Origin of the sequence: Variovorax humicola (assembly GCF_037889915.1) — a bacterium.
GTDB classification, from domain to species: domain Bacteria; phylum Pseudomonadota; class Gammaproteobacteria; order Burkholderiales; family Burkholderiaceae_C; genus Variovorax; species Variovorax humicola.
On the sequence record NZ_JBBKZV010000014.1, the window covers coordinates 21,074 to 41,942 of the forward strand.

General features: G+C 64.4%; 19 protein-coding genes and 2 pseudogenes. 1 reads left to right on the forward strand and 20 read right to left on the reverse strand.

The window, feature by feature from the left end:
* Window positions 1-124: 124 nt before the first annotated feature.
* The 20 genes and pseudogenes from WKW80_RS20870 to WKW80_RS20965 all read right to left on the reverse strand — a co-directional run.
* Window positions 125-313, reverse strand: a pseudogene (locus tag WKW80_RS20870) (transposase domain-containing protein); the annotation flags it as partial.
* A 126-nt stretch (window positions 314-439) separates the two neighbouring features.
* Window positions 440-1,444 (reverse strand): tyrosine-type recombinase/integrase, encoded by a 1,005-nt coding sequence (locus WKW80_RS20875; protein ID WP_340365489.1) that lies wholly within the window; start codon window positions 1,442-1,444, stop codon window positions 440-442.
* Window positions 1,437-2,393, reverse strand: coding sequence for a tyrosine-type recombinase/integrase (locus tag WKW80_RS20880; RefSeq protein ID WP_340365490.1), 957 nt, complete (start codon window positions 2,391-2,393; stop codon window positions 1,437-1,439). Before WKW80_RS20880 ends, WKW80_RS20875 begins: the two co-directional genes overlap by 8 nt.
* A complete protein-coding gene (locus tag WKW80_RS20885; RefSeq protein WP_340365491.1) occupies window positions 2,390-3,643 on the reverse strand; it encodes a tyrosine-type recombinase/integrase in 1,254 nt (417 codons plus the stop codon). Before WKW80_RS20885 ends, WKW80_RS20880 begins: the two co-directional genes overlap by 4 nt.
* 277 nt (window positions 3,644-3,920) lie before the next feature.
* Complete coding sequence (locus tag WKW80_RS20890; RefSeq protein ID WP_340365489.1) at window positions 3,921-4,925, reverse strand: tyrosine-type recombinase/integrase; 1,005 nt, start codon at window positions 4,923-4,925, stop codon at window positions 3,921-3,923.
* Window positions 4,918-5,874 carry a tyrosine-type recombinase/integrase gene (locus WKW80_RS20895; RefSeq protein WP_340365490.1) on the reverse strand — a complete coding sequence of 319 codons (957 nt, stop codon included), beginning with the start codon at window positions 5,872-5,874 and terminating at the stop codon, window positions 4,918-4,920. Before WKW80_RS20895 ends, WKW80_RS20890 begins: the two co-directional genes overlap by 8 nt.
* Window positions 5,871-7,124, reverse strand: coding sequence for a tyrosine-type recombinase/integrase (locus tag WKW80_RS20900; RefSeq protein WP_340365491.1), 1,254 nt, complete (start codon window positions 7,122-7,124; stop codon window positions 5,871-5,873). The genes WKW80_RS20895 and WKW80_RS20900 overlap by 4 nt, the downstream gene beginning before the upstream one ends.
* 67 nt (window positions 7,125-7,191) lie before the next feature.
* Window positions 7,192-8,703 (reverse strand): IS66 family transposase, encoded by a 1,512-nt coding sequence (tnpC, locus tag WKW80_RS20905; protein WP_340365492.1) that lies wholly within the window; start codon window positions 8,701-8,703, stop codon window positions 7,192-7,194.
* 76 nt (window positions 8,704-8,779) lie between these two features.
* Window positions 8,780-9,526 carry an IS66-like element accessory protein TnpA gene (gene tnpA / locus WKW80_RS20910; protein WP_340365493.1) on the reverse strand — a complete coding sequence of 249 codons (747 nt, stop codon included), beginning with the start codon at window positions 9,524-9,526 and terminating at the stop codon, window positions 8,780-8,782.
* 368 nt (window positions 9,527-9,894) lie between these two features.
* Window positions 9,895-10,920, reverse strand: a pseudogene (locus WKW80_RS20915) (aldehyde dehydrogenase family protein); the annotation flags it as partial.
* Window positions 10,917-11,942: a branched-chain amino acid ABC transporter permease gene (locus tag WKW80_RS20920; protein WP_422822935.1), complete on the reverse strand. Its 1,026-nt coding sequence runs from the start codon at window positions 11,940-11,942 to the stop codon at window positions 10,917-10,919. The pseudogene WKW80_RS20915 and the gene WKW80_RS20920, both read right to left, overlap by 4 nt.
* A 2-nt stretch (window positions 11,943-11,944) precedes the next feature.
* Window positions 11,945-12,817, reverse strand: a complete 873-nt coding sequence (locus WKW80_RS20925; protein ID WP_340365495.1) for a branched-chain amino acid ABC transporter permease — start codon at window positions 12,815-12,817, stop codon at window positions 11,945-11,947.
* Between the two features lie 6 nt (window positions 12,818-12,823).
* Complete coding sequence (locus WKW80_RS20930; RefSeq protein WP_340365496.1) at window positions 12,824-13,537, reverse strand: ABC transporter ATP-binding protein; 714 nt, start codon at window positions 13,535-13,537, stop codon at window positions 12,824-12,826.
* Complete coding sequence (locus tag WKW80_RS20935; RefSeq protein ID WP_340365497.1) at window positions 13,534-14,388, reverse strand: ABC transporter ATP-binding protein; 855 nt, start codon at window positions 14,386-14,388, stop codon at window positions 13,534-13,536. Before WKW80_RS20935 ends, WKW80_RS20930 begins: the two co-directional genes overlap by 4 nt.
* Window positions 14,389-14,394: 6 nt before the next feature.
* Window positions 14,395-15,594 carry an ABC transporter substrate-binding protein gene (locus tag WKW80_RS20940; protein ID WP_340365498.1) on the reverse strand — a complete coding sequence of 400 codons (1,200 nt, stop codon included), beginning with the start codon at window positions 15,592-15,594 and terminating at the stop codon, window positions 14,395-14,397.
* A 19-nt stretch (window positions 15,595-15,613) separates the two neighbouring features.
* Window positions 15,614-16,759, reverse strand: coding sequence for an alcohol dehydrogenase catalytic domain-containing protein (locus WKW80_RS20945; protein ID WP_340365499.1), 1,146 nt, complete (start codon window positions 16,757-16,759; stop codon window positions 15,614-15,616).
* Between the two features lie 9 nt (window positions 16,760-16,768).
* The gene (locus tag WKW80_RS20950; RefSeq protein WP_340365500.1) at window positions 16,769-17,524 is read right to left on the reverse strand and encodes a dienelactone hydrolase family protein; all 756 of its coding nucleotides are present in this window, start codon (window positions 17,522-17,524) and stop codon (window positions 16,769-16,771) included.
* Between the two features lie 18 nt (window positions 17,525-17,542).
* Window positions 17,543-18,073 (reverse strand): VOC family protein, encoded by a 531-nt coding sequence (locus WKW80_RS20955; RefSeq protein ID WP_340365501.1) that lies wholly within the window; start codon window positions 18,071-18,073, stop codon window positions 17,543-17,545.
* 2 nt (window positions 18,074-18,075) lie between these two features.
* Window positions 18,076-18,657 carry an amino acid synthesis family protein gene (locus WKW80_RS20960; protein ID WP_340365502.1) on the reverse strand — a complete coding sequence of 194 codons (582 nt, stop codon included), beginning with the start codon at window positions 18,655-18,657 and terminating at the stop codon, window positions 18,076-18,078.
* A gap of 2 nt (window positions 18,658-18,659) precedes the next feature.
* Entirely contained in the window at window positions 18,660-19,520 is an 861-nt protein-coding gene (locus WKW80_RS20965; RefSeq protein ID WP_340365503.1) for a fumarylacetoacetate hydrolase family protein, read from the reverse strand.
* Between the two features lie 146 nt (window positions 19,521-19,666).
* Between WKW80_RS20965 and WKW80_RS20970 the strand changes: the two genes are divergently transcribed.
* Complete coding sequence (locus WKW80_RS20970; protein WP_340365504.1) at window positions 19,667-20,335, forward strand: GntR family transcriptional regulator; 669 nt, start codon at window positions 19,667-19,669, stop codon at window positions 20,333-20,335.
* Window positions 20,336-20,869 lie beyond the last annotated feature (534 nt).

Below are 20,869 nucleotides of genomic sequence, written 5' to 3' on the forward strand. Positions count from 1 at the left end.
AGGCGAGCATGTTGGGCTGCTGAGCGAAGATCTCGTCGGCCAGGCGCACCTTCTGTTCCTGGCCCATGCCGTTGACGTCGATGGCCGCCTGGACCATCAAGGCCTGCGTGATCACGCCCATTCGTCAGCTCGGCCGCCAGCGATGGGGCAACAGTTCATCGAGCCGATGGCTCGGATGCGAGTGGATGCGCTCCAGCACGTCGCGCAGGTACGCCCACGGATCTTGACCACAGAGCTTGGCGGACTGCACCAGACTCATCACCACCGCTGCGCGCTGGCCCGCCAACTCGCTGCCCACGAACAACCAGTTCTTCGCGTCATGATCATTTATGCATGAACGCAATAATGCGAACTGCGGTCTTATGCGAACTCGACGCCGGAGCGATGCGAGTCTTATCTCGTCGAGCGGTCGCGGCGACGCTGCCGCCGCTTCGCATGATCACAGCGACTTCAGGAACTGCATCAATCCCTTCGGCGGCCGGTATCGAGGCAGCTTGGCTTCTGGCGGCTTCAACCGAGCAAGAGTTCGCTCCTTCATTGCGAGGTCGGCCTCGACGTACATATGGGTCGTTGACGGACTCTCGTGCCCGAGCCACAGAGCGATGTCGGTGGCATTGGTTCCCGCCTGCAACAATCCCATCGCGGTCGAATGTCGAACCAGGTGAGGCGATACCGCCAGCTTGCCGAGTTCCGGATGCTCGGCGGAGGCCGCGACGACGGCGCGCTTGAGCCGCTGCGCGACGTTTGCCCGCGTCATCGGTTCGCCATCACGCCGCGGCAGCAGCGCAGAGCGTACCTCGAGATGCGGGTTCAGACGCAGCCAATCACGCACCTCACGGGAGGTTGTCTTCCACAACGGCAGCGAACGATGCTTACGCCCCTTGCCCTTGAGGCGGACGCTTGAGGTGGAGCCGAGGATCACGTCTTCGACCCTTATGCTTATCAACTCCGACACCCTGGCGCCGGTGTTGAACATCAGCATGAGCAGCAGGTGATCGCGTTGACCCAGCCAGGTCGCGGTTGGAACGTCAATCACCGCCAGCATCTGCTCGCGCGTCAGGAATCCCACCATCTTGCGATCGAAGCGCTTCATCGGCACCGCCAGCGCCTGTTCGATGACGCTCAGGTTGGCGATGTCACGCCGGGCGGCGAACTTCAAGAACGAACGCAGCGCTGCCAAGCGGATGTTGCGGCTGCGCGGTGAGTTGCCCCGGTCACGCTCCAAGTGGTCCAGGAAGCTCGCGATGAACTTCGGTCGGAGGTCCTGCAACTCCACGGCAGCGGCTGGCTTGCCCAGGGCCTGTTCCGCAAAGCGCAGCAGCAGCAGGAAGCTGTCTCGGTAGGAGGCGACTGTTTGCGGGCTGAGCGACCGCTGCCGCGTCATGTAATCGGTGAAGAATTCCTGCACCAGCGACGCGAACGAAGGCGAGATCTGCTTACCCACGGCCAGCCCCCTGCAGAACAAAGCGCTCGAACCGTGCCCCCACCAACTGCATCAACTCCGGCGTGCCGGTGAGGTACCAATACGTGTCGGAGATCTTGGCGTGGCCCAGATAGGTGCACAGCCAGAACATCGCGTGGTCGATCGACACACCATCCTCATGCCAGCGTTGTACGCGCCGGACCACCATGGTGTGGCGCATGTCATGAATGCGCGGCCGGGCGTGGTCGCCTCGGGCGCGCCATCCGAGCTGATCGCGAAGCCGGGCAAACACGTTGTGGACTCCGCTCAACGACAGCGCGCGGCCGGTCGGGCCGGCGAAAACCGGCGAGTCACTCGCGCCGCCGACGAATCGCTGACGCGCACGAAGGTAGTCGGACAACGCCTGTACGGCACTGGGATGCAGAGGCAAGCAGCGCGACTTATGGAACTTCGTCTGACGCACCGTGACCGTGGCGCCTGACAGATCAATGTCCGCGACTTGCAACTTCAAGGCCTCGGAGATTCTTAGCCCGGTCGCGGCGATGAGCCCGAACAGCGCCTTGTAGGTCAATGGCCGCAAGCCGCCTTGCGGCGTCATGCGGCCGGACGCATTCAGTAGGTCGCCCATCTCCTGATCGGTGTAGATGTGAGGGGCCAGCCGACGATGTCCGCGGCCGAGGATGAACGGCGGTGGCACCTCGGTGGTGGGCTCGAACTGGCGGTGATAGGTCGCAAAGGGTCGGACGATCTCGAGCCGGCGCGCAGCCGTGACGAGGCTGGTCCGTACAACGTGTTCGCGAGCCCAGTCCAACTGCAGCTCAAGCGTCAGAGGCCCTTGATGCCCCCTCGCGTCTGCGAAGCGAGCGAATCGCATCAGTTCGGTGCTCGTGCTCTTCAGCGCGAATCCCAGACGTCGCCGTTCTTCAAGGTAGCGCTGGACGGCGGTCTGCATCGTGTGACCGGAGTTCATGCCGCGCTCCCTGGCCAGGGCATCGCCACTGCGGCCAGCCGCCCGAGGTCGACCTTGGCGTAGATCATCGAGGTGTCGAGCGCACGGTGGCGCAGCATGTCGGCCACCTCCTTGAGCGTGCCACCGGTCTCCAGCAGCCTACGCGCCAGCGTATGCCGCAAGATGTGGACGCGGGTGTACGGCAGGCCGCAGCGCAGGTACGCCTGGCGCACCGTGTTGCGAACCACATCTGGACCGATCGGCTCCTCCAGCGGCGCCACGTGACGAACGAACACGCGCCGGTTGACGGTTGTGGGTCGCCCCGAACGCAGGTATGCCGCGATGGCACCCCCCGTGGTCTGCGGCAAAGGCATCACGTCCGCACGGCGCGACTTGCCCTTGCAGATGCGCAGCGTGCCGGCTTCCCAGTCGATGTCGTCGAGTTCCAGGCTGACGACTTCGCGCTCGCGTAGGCCGAGATCGACCAGGCAGCGCACCATGGCGTAGCCGCGCAAGTGCGACGGCAGATCCGGCGGAAAGGCGTCCAGCAGTCGCGTGACCTCGCTCAGCGATAGCGTCTGTGGCAGTGGCGCCAGCCTCCAATGGGCCGGCGACGCGATGACGGGCAGCAGATGATCGACGCGAGCCCCGCTGAGCGCCATGAAGCGCAGATAGCCGCGCAGCGCGCCCGCAAGCGAGCCGCCGCTGGCGGGACTGACGCGTGAGAGTTCCCGCGCGATGAATCGACGCAATTCATCGGCGCTCGGTGTGGTCGTCGCGTTGGAGTCGGCGTCGCCGGCCGCGCAGAATCGCAGCAGAGACCGGACGACGCTCAGCCGTCGAACTCGCGTGGTCTCCGCCAAGCCCCTTGCCTGCTGCATGTGAGTGTCGAAGCGCTCAAGCTGGTTCTCGACCAGGTCAGGGCGGCGATGGCCGATCCGAGCGTCGGCATCGTCCAGCATGATCAGCAGCTGGCGAAGAGCAGCTCGAACCTGATGGCGGCAGCGCTGCACCGGCGATGGGCAGGTGCAGCGTGGCAAATGTTCTTCGACAAAGCGCTGAACGATCTCATCGGCAAAGTCGTGGACGCCAACGCGGCAGCGATGTGTCCAGCGCGCGAAGTGCGCAACGCCATACACGTACTGGCGCACGGTGTTGGCTGCGTAGCCGCGGTCTACCAAACGACGCACGTAAGCAGATGCGAACGGCGCGAGATCGCTGTCGCGAAGCCAAGCGGCCGGCAGCGGATGAATGGACTCGAACGCGAACATGGAGGTCTCCTGAAGTGGGGTGGCCACAGCAGGAGACGCCCACTCTTATGAGAAGTCCAGACCTCGCTCACATCGCCGCAAGCCTTGCCACGCCTCGTTGTGCGCAAGATGAACGACGACGAGTTCGCATAAGACCGCAATTCGCATTATTGCGGTCATGATCATTTATGCATGAGAGAAATAATGCGAACTGCGGTCTTATGCGAACTCGACGCCGGAGCGATGCGAGTCTTATCTCGTCGAGCGGTCGCGGCGACGCTGCCGCCGCTTCGCATGATCACAGCGACTTCAGGAACTGCATCAATCCCTTCGGCGGCCGGTATCGAGGCAGCTTGGCTTCTGGCGGCTTCAACCGAGCAAGAGTTCGCTCCTTCATTGCGAGGTCGGCCTCGACGTACATATGGGTCGTTGACGGACTCTCGTGCCCGAGCCACAGAGCGATGTCGGTGGCATTGGTTCCCGCCTGCAACAATCCCATCGCGGTCGAATGTCGAACCAGGTGAGGCGATACCGCCAGCTTGCCGAGTTCCGGATGCTCGGCGGAGGCCGCGACGACGGCGCGCTTGAGCCGCTGCGCGACGTTTGCCCGCGTCATCGGTTCGCCATCACGCCGCGGCAGCAGCGCAGAGCGTACCTCGAGATGCGGGTTCAGACGCAGCCAATCACGCACCTCACGGGAGGTTGTCTTCCACAACGGCAGCGAACGATGCTTACGCCCCTTGCCCTTGAGGCGGACGCTTGAGGTGGAGCCGAGGATCACGTCTTCGACCCTTATGCTTATCAACTCCGACACCCTGGCGCCGGTGTTGAACATCAGCATGAGCAGCAGGTGATCGCGTTGACCCAGCCAGGTCGCGGTTGGAACGTCAATCACCGCCAGCATCTGCTCGCGCGTCAGGAATCCCACCATCTTGCGATCGAAGCGCTTCATCGGCACCGCCAGCGCCTGTTCGATGACGCTCAGGTTGGCGATGTCACGCCGGGCGGCGAACTTCAAGAACGAACGCAGCGCTGCCAAGCGGATGTTGCGGCTGCGCGGTGAGTTGCCCCGGTCACGCTCCAAGTGGTCCAGGAAGCTCGCGATGAACTTCGGTCGGAGGTCCTGCAACTCCACGGCAGCGGCTGGCTTGCCCAGGGCCTGTTCCGCAAAGCGCAGCAGCAGCAGGAAGCTGTCTCGGTAGGAGGCGACTGTTTGCGGGCTGAGCGACCGCTGCCGCGTCATGTAATCGGTGAAGAATTCCTGCACCAGCGACGCGAACGAAGGCGAGATCTGCTTACCCACGGCCAGCCCCCTGCAGAACAAAGCGCTCGAACCGTGCCCCCACCAACTGCATCAACTCCGGCGTGCCGGTGAGGTACCAATACGTGTCGGAGATCTTGGCGTGGCCCAGATAGGTGCACAGCCAGAACATCGCGTGGTCGATCGACACACCATCCTCATGCCAGCGTTGTACGCGCCGGACCACCATGGTGTGGCGCATGTCATGAATGCGCGGCCGGGCGTGGTCGCCTCGGGCGCGCCATCCGAGCTGATCGCGAAGCCGGGCAAACACGTTGTGGACTCCGCTCAACGACAGCGCGCGGCCGGTCGGGCCGGCGAAAACCGGCGAGTCACTCGCGCCGCCGACGAATCGCTGACGCGCACGAAGGTAGTCGGACAACGCCTGTACGGCACTGGGATGCAGAGGCAAGCAGCGCGACTTATGGAACTTCGTCTGACGCACCGTGACCGTGGCGCCTGACAGATCAATGTCCGCGACTTGCAACTTCAAGGCCTCGGAGATTCTTAGCCCGGTCGCGGCGATGAGCCCGAACAGCGCCTTGTAGGTCAATGGCCGCAAGCCGCCTTGCGGCGTCATGCGGCCGGACGCATTCAGTAGGTCGCCCATCTCCTGATCGGTGTAGATGTGAGGGGCCAGCCGACGATGTCCGCGGCCGAGGATGAACGGCGGTGGCACCTCGGTGGTGGGCTCGAACTGGCGGTGATAGGTCGCAAAGGGTCGGACGATCTCGAGCCGGCGCGCAGCCGTGACGAGGCTGGTCCGTACAACGTGTTCGCGAGCCCAGTCCAACTGCAGCTCAAGCGTCAGAGGCCCTTGATGCCCCCTCGCGTCTGCGAAGCGAGCGAATCGCATCAGTTCGGTGCTCGTGCTCTTCAGCGCGAATCCCAGACGTCGCCGTTCTTCAAGGTAGCGCTGGACGGCGGTCTGCATCGTGTGACCGGAGTTCATGCCGCGCTCCCTGGCCAGGGCATCGCCACTGCGGCCAGCCGCCCGAGGTCGACCTTGGCGTAGATCATCGAGGTGTCGAGCGCACGGTGGCGCAGCATGTCGGCCACCTCCTTGAGCGTGCCACCGGTCTCCAGCAGCCTACGCGCCAGCGTATGCCGCAAGATGTGGACGCGGGTGTACGGCAGGCCGCAGCGCAGGTACGCCTGGCGCACCGTGTTGCGAACCACATCTGGACCGATCGGCTCCTCCAGCGGCGCCACGTGACGAACGAACACGCGCCGGTTGACGGTTGTGGGTCGCCCCGAACGCAGGTATGCCGCGATGGCACCCCCCGTGGTCTGCGGCAAAGGCATCACGTCCGCACGGCGCGACTTGCCCTTGCAGATGCGCAGCGTGCCGGCTTCCCAGTCGATGTCGTCGAGTTCCAGGCTGACGACTTCGCGCTCGCGTAGGCCGAGATCGACCAGGCAGCGCACCATGGCGTAGCCGCGCAAGTGCGACGGCAGATCCGGCGGAAAGGCGTCCAGCAGTCGCGTGACCTCGCTCAGCGATAGCGTCTGTGGCAGTGGCGCCAGCCTCCAATGGGCCGGCGACGCGATGACGGGCAGCAGATGATCGACGCGAGCCCCGCTGAGCGCCATGAAGCGCAGATAGCCGCGCAGCGCGCCCGCAAGCGAGCCGCCGCTGGCGGGACTGACGCGTGAGAGTTCCCGCGCGATGAATCGACGCAATTCATCGGCGCTCGGTGTGGTCGTCGCGTTGGAGTCGGCGTCGCCGGCCGCGCAGAATCGCAGCAGAGACCGGACGACGCTCAGCCGTCGAACTCGCGTGGTCTCCGCCAAGCCCCTTGCCTGCTGCATGTGAGTGTCGAAGCGCTCAAGCTGGTTCTCGACCAGGTCAGGGCGGCGATGGCCGATCCGAGCGTCGGCATCGTCCAGCATGATCAGCAGCTGGCGAAGAGCAGCTCGAACCTGATGGCGGCAGCGCTGCACCGGCGATGGGCAGGTGCAGCGTGGCAAATGTTCTTCGACAAAGCGCTGAACGATCTCATCGGCAAAGTCGTGGACGCCAACGCGGCAGCGATGTGTCCAGCGCGCGAAGTGCGCAACGCCATACACGTACTGGCGCACGGTGTTGGCTGCGTAGCCGCGGTCTACCAAACGACGCACGTAAGCAGATGCGAACGGCGCGAGATCGCTGTCGCGAAGCCAAGCGGCCGGCAGCGGATGAATGGACTCGAACGCGAACATGGAGGTCTCCTGAAGTGGGGTGGCCACAGCAGGAGACGCCCACTCTTATGAGAAGTCCAGACCTCGCTCACATCGCCGCAAGCCTTGCCACGCCTCGTTGTGCGCAAGATGAACGACGACGAGTTCGCATAAGACCGCAATTCGCATTATTCGCGCCGAGCTTCCACGGCTTGATCTGCCGCTCGATCAGGTTGTTGTCCATCGCCACCGCGCCGTCGCCCAGGTGCAGCGTCAGCGCCTTCCAGGCGTTGAGGCTGTAGTCGATTGCAGCGGCGATCTTGCTGCCGTCGAGTATCTGGGTGCGCTGCAGCTTGAGCCATACCTCGAACTCGTCCCATAGCGGCTTGGTCAGCTGCTGCCGGGCCTGACAGCGTTGAGCGTCACCCATCTCCGCGAGAGCGCCTTCGGCATGGTAGATCCGTGCCCAGCGCTGCAGCGCCTCGGTGGCCACCGTGCTGGCGCTGTGGCCGCCGCGACTAAGTTCCTCGAAGTACCGCCTGGCATGCGCGGCGCAGACCGCTGACCTGCGCCGCGGGTAGACCTTCGCGTCCAACACAGCGTTGTAGCCCGCGTACTGGTCGGTGATCAAGGTGCCGTGCCACGGCGGCTCCAGATATGGCGGTGGCTTGCCGCCGAGGAAGGCCACCGGGTACTGCGCCCCTCGGCCCAGGCAGAACTCGTAGATCACGCCAGGGTGCGGGTCATGGTGACTGCGCGCCCAAGCCCAGACGTAGGCCTTCTTCGTCTTGCCTGAGCCGGGGTCCAGTAGCGGCACCGGCGTCTCATCGGCGTGTAGCACTCGGCAACTGAGGATGAAGCGTCGGTGCGCCTCGTAAAGCGGCTCGAGCTTCGCGCCGCCGGCGCCGCCCCAGGCGGCCAGCGTGGAGCGCGGGGTGTGCACGCCCGAGCGCGCGTTGATCGGCTCCTGCCGGTAGTACGGCCGGTGATCCACGAAGCGGCTGATCAGCGTGTGCGCCACCAGCCCGCTGGCGGGGATACCGCCGTCCACCACGTCCGGCTCGGCCGGCTCCTGGCAGATCTGCTGGCAGCACCTGCAGGCCCACTTGCCGTAGATGTGCCGGTGCACGAAGAACTTGGCCGGGACGATGTCCAGCTTCTCGCTGACGTCCTCGCCGATGCGGTGCATAGGCCGGCCGCACCCCAGGTTCGGACAGGTCGTGTCCTGGGGCTCGTGGCGATGCTCGACGCGCTCCAGATGCTCGGGCAGCGCCTGGCGGCGCGGCTTACGAGGCGGCGCCTTCGGCGTCTTGGGCGCTTCGGGTAGACCTCGCTGCAACTCGGCCAGTTGCGCCTGTAGGCTGGCCTCGTCCTCTGCCAGCGCATCCTGGAACAGGGCGCGCTGTTGAGCCGTCATGGCCTCGGTCTTCGCACCGAACTTCCAGCGCTTGAGACGGGCAAGCTCGAAGTTGACCTTCTCGATTTTGGCGTCGCGCCACGCGATCTCCCGCGCCTGGGCCTGCACCTTCTGTTGCAACCGCGTGATCAGCGCGGCCGCCTCCGGCGGCACTTGCGCCATGTCGATGCGGAGGGAAGCGGTGTCGCCGAGCATGCTCGGCATGTTGCACGCGTCGGGACGTGCTGCGCATCCGCAGATGCGATGTCAACGGCAGCGCTGGGCTGTCAGCGCTTGGCCCTCAGGATCGGCTGATGACGCTGAGCTCGCCCAAGCGTTGCCAGGGCAGCCCCACCGCCAGGGCTTCGAACTGCTGCGCGGTCAGCTGCAGTGTTGCTGCCTGCCCTGGCGCACGCTCCAACCATACGAAGCGACCCGCGTGCAGGCGGCGCGTGGCGCACCACACTCCGAACCCGTCGTGCACGAGCAGCTTGATGCGCGTGGCTCGAAGGTTGGCAAACAGGTAGCCGTGGTGCGCATGCGCCGAACCGACGGTGTTGACGACGATGTTGAGCAACCGGTCGGCACCGGCACGCATGTCCTGCGGCTGGGTGCACAGCCACAACGAATCGATGCGGATCAACGGGCCGGCTCCTCGGGCGGCGCACAGCGCATCGGCCAAGGCGCGCAGTTGCGCGGCATACAGCGCGCCTGCGCTGGCAGCGCACTCAAGCTTCACGTGCAGGCCGCCGCGCTGGAGCTCGATGCGGATCTCGGGCTGGGATGTTGGGGAGGCGCCCACGGACTCAGACCGCGGCAACTCCACGGGGACGAACTGCAGAGCGGGCGCGGCGCCACTGGCCGCCGGCGCAGCGACGCTCATGCGCTTGAGGCCGCGGCCCGTGAGCCACTTGCGCACGACGTTGGCATTCAAGCCATGTGCGATGGCCACGGCTGAGACCGACGCGCTGGGCTGCCGGCACTCGGCCAAGACCCGCGCCTTGAACTCGGCGCTGTGGACCCGGCGATTGGAGTTATTGGGATGCATAGGGGTCCGCCAAAAATAGGTGGACGCTATCCTCTGAGCGGGCCGCGGCAGGCGCAAGGTGGGACCGCCGGACGCTCACTCGACTGCGGGCGATGTTGCGAAAACAGAGACACCGACCGGGTCAGGGACGATGTCTTAACGATCACAAACGATGGCCAAATTCCTTCTTCGCTAATCTTGGGCTGTTCACGTTATCCGAAGCCCATCAATTGGCGCGCCAATCCCGGTGCGGAAACAACTGACTGGAGAGCCCGTCGCGGGAAAACTGCACATCGGGTTCGGAGGGAGGGGACGGCGCGAGCCGTTTCCTACCCCTATCCAACCGCACCTATGGACTCCAGTCCATAGGTGCGGAAGACCCGGATTCGTTTTTTGCGAGGGAGCCGGACATATTCTAGGTCCTGCTTCAGTTGAGACATGCTCGACACGGGACCGATGTCCGTGCCCGCGGCCAGTGCGTCACCCACCTGGAGGCGTGCCATCCGGTCCTGCATCTCCGCGATGAAACGCGGATAGATTCCCCCGGTCACGATGAAACGGCTGGCCGCAGTGCAGCGCTGGCCGGTCGAGAAGTACGCGCTCTGCACGCTCAGCTCCACCGCCTGGGCCAGGTCTGCGTCGTCCAGGACCACCTGGGGATTCTTGCCGCCCATTTCGAGCTGTACCTTCTTCTGCAAAGTCGCGCACTCCATGGCAATGTTGCGTCCTACGCCGGCCGAACCTGTGAAGCTGATTGCGTGGACGCCCGGGTGGCGTACCAGAGCATTGCCGATGACGCTGCCGCGTCCCATCACCAAATTGAAGACCCCAGGCGGGATCCCGGCGCGGCTGATGATTTCAGCGAGTGCCCACGCGGATCCGGGCACCAGATCGGCGGGCTTGAGAACCACGCAGTTGCCGAAGGCCAGCGCGGGCGCGATCTTCCAAGCCGGAATCGCAATGGGGAAATTCCAGGGCGTGATGAGCCCAACGACGCCGACAGGCTCGCGAGTAACCTCTATGCCGACGCCGGGGCGAACCGACGGGATGGTCTCGCCAGCGAGCCGGAGACACTCGCCCGCGAAGAACCTGAAGACATGCCCTGCGCGGGTCACTTCTCCGGTGGCTTCGGCCAGCGTCTTGCCTTCCTCGCGCGCCAGCAGCTTGCCAAGCTCTTCTCGCCTGCCAAGGATCTCTGTGGCGATCCTGTCCAGCGAATCGCTCCTTGCCTGGATGCTTCCCGTCGCCCACGCGGGAAACGCACTGCTCGCAGCAGCCACAGCTTCATCGACATGCGAGCTGTCACCTTGGGTGTATTCGCCGACCACGTCGTCCAGTCTGGAGGGGTTTAGGTTTCGGGTGTAGCCGGCTCCGTTTTTCCAGCTCCCGGCGATGAAGTTGTCGTGCCGGTTCATGTCGACTGCTCCGTGATGCGAGCAACGGACGCAGGGCGCTTCCATGACCGGATGCGTCGCACCAATGCGCGGCCAGTAGCGGCAGCTCCCCCGGGGGCCACGAACATGCACAGTATCAGGAGCGAGCCGTAGATGGCCCAGGGGGCGGCTTTCGAGATGCCGCCCGCCAGGTTCGGGATGAACTGCAGGAACAGGGCGCCGAAGAGCGCCCCGGGAATGGAGGCTAGCCCGCCGATCACCACGCCAGCCATGAGCGACAGCGAGAGGAACACCGTGAAGCTGTCTGGAGCCACGAACGCCACTGCAATGGCACTCAAGGCACCCGCCACGCCCGTGTAGAGCGCACTGACCGCAAAGGCAAGGTTCTTGAAGAGCACGATGTTCACGCCCATCGACGACGCCGCGACGGGCTGGTCACGGATGGCGATCAGCGCGCGGCCGATCCTGCCACGCAGAAGATGCCACGCAGCCAGGAAGAGCCCTGCCGCAATGGCGAGCGTCACGAGGTACAGCCATCGGTCCGGGCTCAGGTGCATACCGAGCAGGGACTCGATCGGTGGCGCAGCCTTGGATAGCACGATGCCTTGGACACCGCCCGTCCAGGCCTCCAGGCTCTTGTGCTTGAGCAGCTGCGGCAGTGCGACGGCAAGCGAGAACGTAGCCAACGCCAGGTAGTGCCCCTCCAGCTTGAGGATCGGGAGACCGAAGAGGAATCCCACCACCAGGCAAACCGCCGCCGCGATCGGGATCGTCGCCCAGTACGGTACCTGGAACTGGTCCATCAGGACCGCTGCGACATAAGCGCCCATGGCAAAGAAAGCGCCGTGGCCCAGCGAGATCTGTCCTGTAAAGCCCGTAAGCAGGTTGAGGCCGAGGATCGCGATCGCATAGACCAGCACCATGGTGGCTTGGAACAGGCGATAGTCCGTGAGGAACAAGGGCAGGCTGCAGGCAAACAGCAGCACGAGGGCCACCGCCAGTTTCGGACCGCGCTCGGCGTCCTTGTGAAGCAACGTGTTCAATTTCACACCCGTTTGACGAGGACTTGTCCGAACAGACCTGCCGGCTTTACCAGCAGGACGCCCACGATGACGACGAGGGCCAGCGTCAGCTTCAGCTCGTCGCCAATGATGTACGCGCCTGCCAGGTTCTCCAGCAAGCCGACGATGAACCCGCCGACGATCGCGCCGGCCGGGCTGTCGATGCCGCCGATCAGAGCCGCGGCAAAGGCGTAGATCAGGACACCGGACATCATGTATGGGTCGAGGAACACCTTGGGCGCGACGAGCATGCCGGCGGTCGAGCCGATCGCGGCCGCGATGCCCCAGCCCAGTGCCAGCATCCAACCGACCTTGATTCCCACGAGACGGCTCGATTCGGCGTTCTGTGCTGCGGCCCGCATGGCCAGGCCCAGGGACGTGTAGCGGAAAAAGGCGAACAAGGCGGCCACCACGAGCAGCGTGACGGCCAGGCTGCCGAGTTCATGCCACGAAACAAAGGTCAACCCGAAGGGCGCGCTCGCCGGGAATGGACTAGGGAAGGTCTTGATCGTGTACGTGAAGATCCAGCCGGCCAGGCTGTTGAGGATGACGAGCAGGCCGACGGACACCACGACCATGGACAGGGCCGGCGCGTCCCTGAGCGGTCGGATGATGACCCTCTCGATCATCGCGCCCATGGCGAACGCGAGAGCCACGGTTCCGAGGAACGCCAGCCAGTAGGGAACGCCCGCCGTGATGAGCATCCACGCGAGGTAGGTGGAGAACATGGCCATCTCGCCTTGGGCAAAGTTGATGCGGCTCGTCGACTTGAAGATCATGACGAGGGCGAGTGCCAGCGTGGCGTAGATGCCACCGCTGGAGAGGCCGGAGACGACCTGGTTGATGAAGGTTTCCATGAGGCACTACTCCCCGAGATAAGACCGGCGGACCGCGTCGTTTTGCTTGATGTCAGCGGCCGAGCCGGAAAGCACGATGCGTCCGGTCTCGATCAGGTAGGCCTGGTCTGCCACGCCGAGGGCGATCGACGCGTTCTGCTCGACGAGCAGGATGCTCACGCCTTCCCTTTCGCGGATCACGCGCATGATCGAGAAGATCTCCCGAACCACGAGCGGGGCCAGGCCGAATGAAGGCTCGTCCAGCAACAGCAGCTTCGGCCGGAGCATGAGGGCGCGCCCGATGGCCAGCATTTGCTGCTCGCCGCCCGACAAGGTTCCTGCCTGCTGCTTGCGCCGCTCCCGCAATCGCGGGAAGTAGCCGTAGATGCGCTCGCGGTCTTCGGCGACCTGGTGCTTGTCCTTGCGCACGTAACCGCCAAGCTGGAGGTTCTCCTCCGCTGTCAGGCCCGCGAAGGTCCCGCGCCCGTCAGGCACGTGGGCGATGCCCAGGCGGACGAGCTGCTCGGTAGAAAGCCCGCTCACATCGCGGTCCTCGAAGCGCACCTGTCCGCTCGTGGCAATCATGCGGCACAGGGCGCGCAGCGTGGTCGTCTTGCCGGCACCGTTGGCACCCAGGAGCGTCACGATGGACGCAGGAGGCACGCTCAGGTCCACGCCGTGCAGCACTTCGCTGCCGCGATAGGAGGCACGCAGGCCTTTCACTTGTAGCAGGGGAGTCATGCCGGGGCACTCCCGAGGTAGGCCTCGACGACGGCGGGATGCCGCTGTACTTCCGAAGGTGACCCTTCCGCGATCTTCTGGCCGAAGTTGAGGGCGACCACCTTGTCGGAGACGCCCATGACCAGACTCATGTGATGTTCCACGAGGAGGATGCCGATCCGCAGCTGGGAGCGGATCTGCTGGATCAACCGGTCGAGGTCATGTACCTCCTCGTGGTTCAGTCCCGCGGCCGGCTCATCCAGGAGGAGCAGTCCCGGATCGCTGGCCAGCGCCCGCCCCAGCTCCACACGCTTGCGCGTGCCGAAGGGGAGCTCTCCCACCAGCCGGGAGGAAACGGCGCCGAGGTCCAGGAAGTCGACCAGTTCCTCGGCCCGCCGGTGCGACTCCCGTTCTTCAGCCGCCACGCCGGGCAACTGCAAGGCGTGCGACAGGAAGCCCTTCCTGGTGCGGCAGTGCCTGCCGACCTTGATGTTGTCGAGGACGCTCATGCTGTTGAAAAGCGCGAGGTTCTGGAAGGTCCTGCCGATGCCAAGATGGGCCATCCGGTACTGCGGGTGGTCTTCGAGGGGCTGTCCGTCGAACACGATGCGCCCCTCGCTGTAGAGGTACAGGCGCGAAAGGCAGTTGAAGAGAGAGGTCTTGCCCGCCCCGTTTGGACCGATCAGACCCAGCACCGACTGACGCTCCATGTCGAACGACACGCCGTCGAGCGCGGTGATACCGCCAAAGCGCAGGGTGATCCCCTGCACGGACAGCAGCGGCCCGCCAGCACCGGCAATCTTCCCCGCGGCGGCGCGGGCACGCTGGGGTGCCGCCGCCGGCGCGTCAAGTGCAATCATGACTTCGGACATGGGCGTTCACTTGACCGATTCGGTAAACGGCACCCAGGCCCGGCCGTCGAACCGCTGCAATTGCGCCTCTTTCACGGCAAGGTAGTCCGACGGCGACGTGCTGACCGTGATGCCGTCCAGGAGCATGGACAGGCGCACGTCTTTCAGCGAAGTCGCCACCTTCATCAGGTTCTCGCGCGTCAAATTGTCATTGCAGCGTTCGAGGATGATGGTTGCAAGCTGCGCGGCCGTGTACGCCCACACCGTGTTCGTGTCGGAAGGGTCGCCTTCGGGATACCACTTGGCCATGAACGAGCGGTACTCCGCGATGTCCCTGTCAGTGCCCTTCACGATGTTGTCGGGATCCTTGACCACGGATGCGGTGATCAGCCCGGTCGCGACGTCTAGGCCGGCGGGCTTGAGCACGGCGCCCTTGGAACTCGAGATGAAGCTGATGAACTGCAGGGGCTTCCAACCCAGGTCATGCACCTTCCTGATCGCCTGGGCGCCGAACTTCTGCGTCGTCACATTCAGGAGCGTGTCGGCGCCCGCGCCCTTCAGCCCGATGATCTGGGAATCAATGCTGGGAGCCGAGATCTCGTAAGAGGCTTCGCGCACGATCATCTTCGCCGCCTTGTCCCCGAGCTCCGCCTTGAACGCGCGCAGGAAGTCCTTGCCGAAGTCGTCGTTCTGGTAGACGACGCCGACCTTGGCATCGGGCTTGTTCTTGAGCAGGTACTTCGCGTAGCTGACCGCCTCGATCTCGTAGCTGGGGTAGTACCCCATGGTGTACGGAGCGTCCTTCGGGTCCAGGAAGCGCTTCGCACCGCTGATGAGCAGCAAGCTCGGCACCTTGCGCTGGTTGAGGTAGCGCTGCACCGCGGCGTTGGTTGGCGTGCCGAGCGTGCCGATGATGGCAAACACGTTCTCTTCCTCGACCAGCTTGCGATGGTGCTCTACCGTCCGCGGCGGGCTGAGCTCGTCGTCGAGCGAGATGAAGTTGATCTTGCGTCCATTGATGCCGCCCCGTGCGTTCACCATCTTGAAGTACGCGTTCATCATCTTGCCGTTTACGGAAGCCGCCGATACGGGGCCGCTGTACGGATTGGTCTGGCCTATCTTGATCTCTGTGTCGGTCACTCCTGGTCCGTAGCTCTTCTGGGCGCTGGCGTTGCCGCCGAGTGCGATAAGCAATGCAGCGGCGAAGAAGCGGATGGTCTGTGTCATGAACTTGTCTCCTTTGAAATCAGGTGGCCGACGGCAGCACGACCACGTTCGTGAATCCGCTGCCCGATTCGGCTGCGGTGGCGACGGCCTCGTTGACCGCGTCGAGACTGAAGCGTCTGTGCTCCAGCGGCGACAGGTCGAGCGTTCCCGCGCCCGCCATGTCCGCCATGTCCTGCCCTTCGGCTGCGGAGAACCAGCGTGAGCCGATGAGGGATGCGTTCTTTCCGAGCCCCCAGAACGGGTCAAGGGTGAGCGCCTCGGACATGCCGCCCGGCAGCACCGTGCTGCCTCCGGTGCGCATCGCACGCATCGCCGCCCTCGTCGACTCCGCGGGGCTGTTCGGCGGAAGGCAATCGACGACCACGTCGACTCCGTAGCCCTCGGTCAACGATCGCGCCCATTCGGCGACGGTGACGCCAGACTCATCGACCGAATGCACTTCAATTCGATGCGGCGCGAGCGCCCTGACGCGTTCCAGTGGCTCGCGGCGGCGGCCGGTGCCGAGGATCTTCGTCGCACCCATGGCCAGCGCCATCATCGTGGTGTTGACACCAAGAGTGCCGCCGATGCCATTGATCAGCACGGTGTCTCCAGGGCGCAGGCCCCCCTTGCGCAGCGCGGCGTAGCCGGTGCCGAGATAGCCGAAGCGGGCCGCCTGCTCGAACGGCAGGCTATCCGGGAGCGTGACGAGACACGATTGCGGCGCTACCACGTATTCGGACAAACCGCCGAACGGGTACTGCGCGAAGATTCCCAGCGTCGCAGGGCCGCCGCGGCCGAAGTAGCCGCGGTAGGTGAAGCTGTCGCAGTTCAGGATGTCTCCGCTGCGGCAGAAGCGGCAGCCGCCGCACCCGGTGGCAGGATTGACGTAGACACGCTGGCCGGGCTTGAACGCGCGGACGTTGTCTCCCACGGCAGCGATTGCGCCAGCCGCATCCAGGCCGAACGATCCAGGCAAGGGCGGCAAGGGCATTTCCGGATGCCACTGCGGCCAGTATGTGAGGATGTTGCGCAGGTTGGGCACCACGTTGCACGCCTTGATCGCCACGATGACGTCGCCCGAGCCTGGCTTGGGGACTGGGAGCGTATCGATCTTCAGCGACCCGCCGATTTCGTGTAGGCGTGCGACGCGCATCGTCGCCGGCAATGTGTATTCGATGGTCATGGACATCTTTCAGGCAGCTTGGGGAAGGCGGCGCGCGAGCAGGGACAGCAGGCGATCCCAATGGCGCTCGGCATTGGCTTCGTCATAGACACTCGGGCGTTGCGGAAACACGAAGCCGTGCTGCGCCCCCGGGTACCATTCGACCCGCGACGGCGCCGCGCAGTCGGTCAGGGCTGCGCAGAGCGTGGCAACCGTTTCCTTGTCGGCCCACTTGTCGTTCTCCGCGCATCCGAAGTACAACTCGGCGTTGACCTTGCGGGCGATCCGGTGGGGCGAATCTTCCCGCTCGGTGACAAGGTGCGTGCCGTGGAAGGAGGCGGCCGCCTTGATGCGCTCCGGATAGCGCGCGGCAGCGGCAACGGCGAACGGGCCGCTCATGCAGTACCCGACGGCGCTGATCGCGCTTGCCAGGGCGGCTGGCTCCGAGTCAACGAAGCGAACGAGCGCTTCGGTGTCGCGCACGACCATGCTGATGTCCAACGTCTGCATCATGCGCAGCATCTCTTGGATGCCCGCCTCGTTCCATTGCATGTGGAACTCCCGCACGCTGCGGTAGTACAGGTTCGGTAGCACGACGAAGTAGCCCGCGCGGGCGATGCGCCGCGCCATCTCGCTCAGTTCGTCGCGCCGGCCGGCTGCATCCATGTAGAAGAACACCACCGGGTAGGGGCCCGCCGCCGCCGGGCGCACGACGTAGGTGTTCATCGAGCCATGCTGGGTCGGAATCTCCACTTCCCTGTCGATGAGGGGCGTGTTGCTTGTCATGTCTCCTCCAGTGCGCTGCTACTTGCCGAACTGCTCGGACCATTTCTCGGCGGGCATGAACGTGGGGTCGGCGCGGCACGCGCGCTCGGTCTCGGCCCAGATTTCGTCGTCGCTCTTGCCGAGGTCCAGCGGATCGCCGTGCGGCTGCGTGATGTACCAGGGCGTGTCGATGTACACCTCCACGGTGTTCTGTTCGATGTCGCTGAAGTAGATGGAAAGCGCATTGCCGTGGTTGAGGCCGCGCATCTGCGTCGCCCCCGCTTCGAGCGCTCGGCGACGCGCCTCCCGCAGGTGCTCGATCTCGTCCACCTTGAACGACAACTGCATCACCGTGCTCGGTGCATCGGGGCCGCGCCCGCTCGCCATCACCAGCTGATGGTGCTGGCCGGGCGTGCCACTCAGGAAGACCAGCTTCATGTTGAAGGTCTTGCCCACGCCGCGGTCGGTCTCGACCATGCCGAAGACGTCCTGGTAGAAGGACACCATCTTTTCGATGTCCCGGCAGAACACGCCGAAGTGGGACAGGTTGGGGCGGAAGCTTGTCTTCACGATCAGCGCTGGCCGTCGTGGACGGACACCTTGTCTTTGGCCAGGCCGCCCAGCCTCGAGTGGATGCGGCCGCCGTCGGCCATCACCACCGAGAACAGGATCTCGTCCGGGCGCGGCGCGTCCTGGATTCCGACCTCGAACGAGTTGTAGTGGCTGCGCACGTACGAAGCGTGGATGTAGTGCAGCGGCACGATGAGGCGGTAGCCCGGCACCGCGACGCACTTCGCCGCGGGAACCATCGCCTTGGGATCGCCGAGCACTTGACGCATCGCCCAGCCTCCGGCCTCATGCCACACGGCGCCATGTTCAAGTTCGCCATTGATGCCCACGATGGCGGCCTTGCTGTACGCCTGGACTGTGTCCTTTCCGCCGAGCGCCTCTACTGCCTCCACTGATAGCAGAGTGCCGAGGCTGCGAAGTTCGGCCATGAAGGGCATCAGGTCAGGTTCGTAGTGGCCGGCGTAAGGATTTTTGATCACCGCGCTCGCGGCGGCGATCCGAAGCGGCTTCTCGGGCGCAGGACCACCTTCATGCAGGATGGTTTCAACTATCAGGCTGCGCTTGCGCAGGGAGACGAGTTTCATATTCAGGCCTGCTGCACGATGGGGTTGCGCAGGACGCCGACGGCCTCGATCTCGACTTCGCACACGTCACCCGCCTTCATGTAGCTTGGAGGCTTGCGCGCGAAGCCGACACCGGCCGGCGTGCCGGTGACGATCACGTCGCCGGGCGCCAGCGTGGAGATCGTCGAGCAATAGGAAATGAGACGCCGGGTGTCGAAGATCATGTTCCCCGTGTGGCTGGACTGGACGATCTCGCCGTTGAGACGGACCTCCAGCTTGAGTGCGCGACCGAACTCGATCTCGTCGGCCGTCACCATCCACGGGCCGAAGCCACCGGTGGCTTCGAAGTTCTTGCCGGTCGCTATCTGCTTGGCGTGGAACTGCCATTCCCGCACGCTGCCTTCGTTGTAGCAGGCATAGCCGGCCACATGCTCGTGCGCGTCGGCTTCCGCGATGTCGCGGCCGCCTTTGCCGATGATCACAGCCAGCTCGCCTTCCCAATCAAGCGTCTCCGAGACGCGCGGACGCACGATAGGCGCGTTGTGCGCGGTCTGCGAACGCCAGGTGCGCAGGAACAACGGAGGAAACTCCGATAGCTCGCGCTGCAGCCCGGAAGCGATCGCCTCGTTGTGGTGGTCCATGTAGTTGCGAACCGCGCACCAGATTTTTTCCGGGCGCGGAATCACCGGCAGCAGTTGCACTTCCGAGAGCGCCGGTCCCGGGTTCGCGGAGGCAAGCAGTGCATCGCGCTTGTCATAGGCGTCGCTGCCGACGAATTCGGCAAGGGTGGAACAGCCGCTGGCAACCGAAAGGTCCACTACGCGGTCGTTTATCACGGCGCCCCAGGACTCACGGCCGTTGTGCAGGAAGGAAATCAATTTCATGCGCGCTCCAAGTTGCTTTGCTCTTTGATGAGCAGATGCTATTTGCGGACTTCAGGCGAGCGTCCAGCCATTTCCGATAGATGAACACGAGAAATGCCCGATCCGCGTTCTGTGCATAAACTATCTCATCACGCTTTCAGGCACACATGGCAGACACACCGACCCTCATCGAGCAAGCATTTAGTCGCCTGCGCAGGGACGTGCTCATCGGCTCCCTTGCCGCCGGCTGCAGACTTAAGATCGAAGACCTGCAAGATGCCTACGGGTTTTCCAGCAGTCCCCTGAGGGAGGCCCTCAGTCGGCTTGCGCAGGAGGGCTTGGTCCGCGCGGACGAGCGGCGCGGCTTCCGTGTCGCGCCGATCAGCCTTGTCGACATGGCGGACATCACGCGGATGCGTCTCATGCTCGACGTGCAGGCACTGGCCGATGCGATCGAGCATGGCACTGACGCGTGGGAAGCCGCGATTGTCGCGGCCTTCTATCGCTTGGAGAAGGTGGAGGCGCGTCTCGAGGGTCCGACGGTGCTGGATGAAGGCTGGAGCAGCCTGCACCGGGAGTTCCACATGGCCTTGATCGCCGCATCGCCATCGGAGCGCCAGCGCGCGTGGAGCGCGAGCCTCTTTGACCAGGCAGAACGCTACCGGCGCTACTCATCAACGCACCGCAAGGGCTCGCGCAGGAAGACGAACGAGCACAAGCGGCTCATGGAAGCGACGCTTAGGCGCGAGGTGAAGATCGCGAGCGGATTGCTGAGGGAACACATCCTGGGCACGCAACGCAATGTCGAGTCCGGGCTCAAGGCGCTCGGCCAATAGCATGGCGGCCTCAAATCTGAAGTGGTGCGCCGGGAGACCGGCAAGGAGTAGAAGGGTGAAGTCCCTGATGACAAAGAAGTAGCGAATCATGTCGTCCCCGAGTCATGCGTGGTGCACCGCGAGGTGCAACGCGAAGCGTTGACAGGGGAAATAATGCATAGCGCTTTTCGACCACCTCGACGTATGGCTGGCCTATGCGAACATCTTCGCGATCATGGCCGTGCCCCGGGCGAGCGTCGCGTTCCAAACCTCTAAAAAAACCTTCGCACGGCAGGCACCGGCGAGACCGACTTGCGCATTCGGTGGGCAATCCTGTTGGATGCGAGATGCGGCGCGGCCTTGACGCGTCTCCATCGCAGTTATCCACAAAGTCATGCACCGGATGCGGGGACAACTGAAGGTTGCCTTCTGTGAACTGGCTGGTACAAACTTTGCTCTGCTTGTGAGTGAAGCGACACTTCGTCAGGCACACTCCCCATGCCGAATTGGCGATTCAACGAAGAAGAAGGATGTAGGGGTTGTCCACAACGTGGC